Source organism: Nocardioides humilatus, assembly GCF_008373755.1.
Classification (GTDB): domain Bacteria; phylum Actinomycetota; class Actinomycetes; order Propionibacteriales; family Nocardioidaceae; genus Nocardioides; species Nocardioides humilatus.
Window position 1 is genome coordinate 1 of record NZ_VUJV01000069.1, and the last position, 301, is coordinate 301.

Genomic DNA, 301 nt, shown 5'->3' on the forward strand with positions numbered 1-301 from the left:
GGTCGTACTGGTCGGTGATCCACGGCTTGTCGCAGTGGTTGGGGCTCGCGACCTGGCGCAGCAGCGTCTCACGCAGCTCGTCGCCGGACTCCGGGCGGGCGGGCGCCTCGGCCGCGTCGGCCTGGTGGGCGGCCTGCCAGGTCGGGCGGGCGTAGGGGCGCTCGCAGACCGGGCCGTCCTGGGCCACGGTGCGCGGAGGTCCGTCGACGACGCCCTCGCCGTGCCAGGTGATCTCGAGCCGGCCGCTGTCGGTGACCTCGCCGATGGCGACGGCCTCGACGTCCCACTTGGCGCAGATCGC

Annotated in this window: 1 pseudogene; it reads right to left on the reverse strand. The window is 75.1% G+C overall.

Going from position 1 to position 301, the window contains the following annotated elements:
- A pseudogene (locus F0U44_RS22295) lies at positions 1 to 301 on the reverse strand (phosphoribosylformylglycinamidine synthase subunit PurL); the annotation flags it as partial.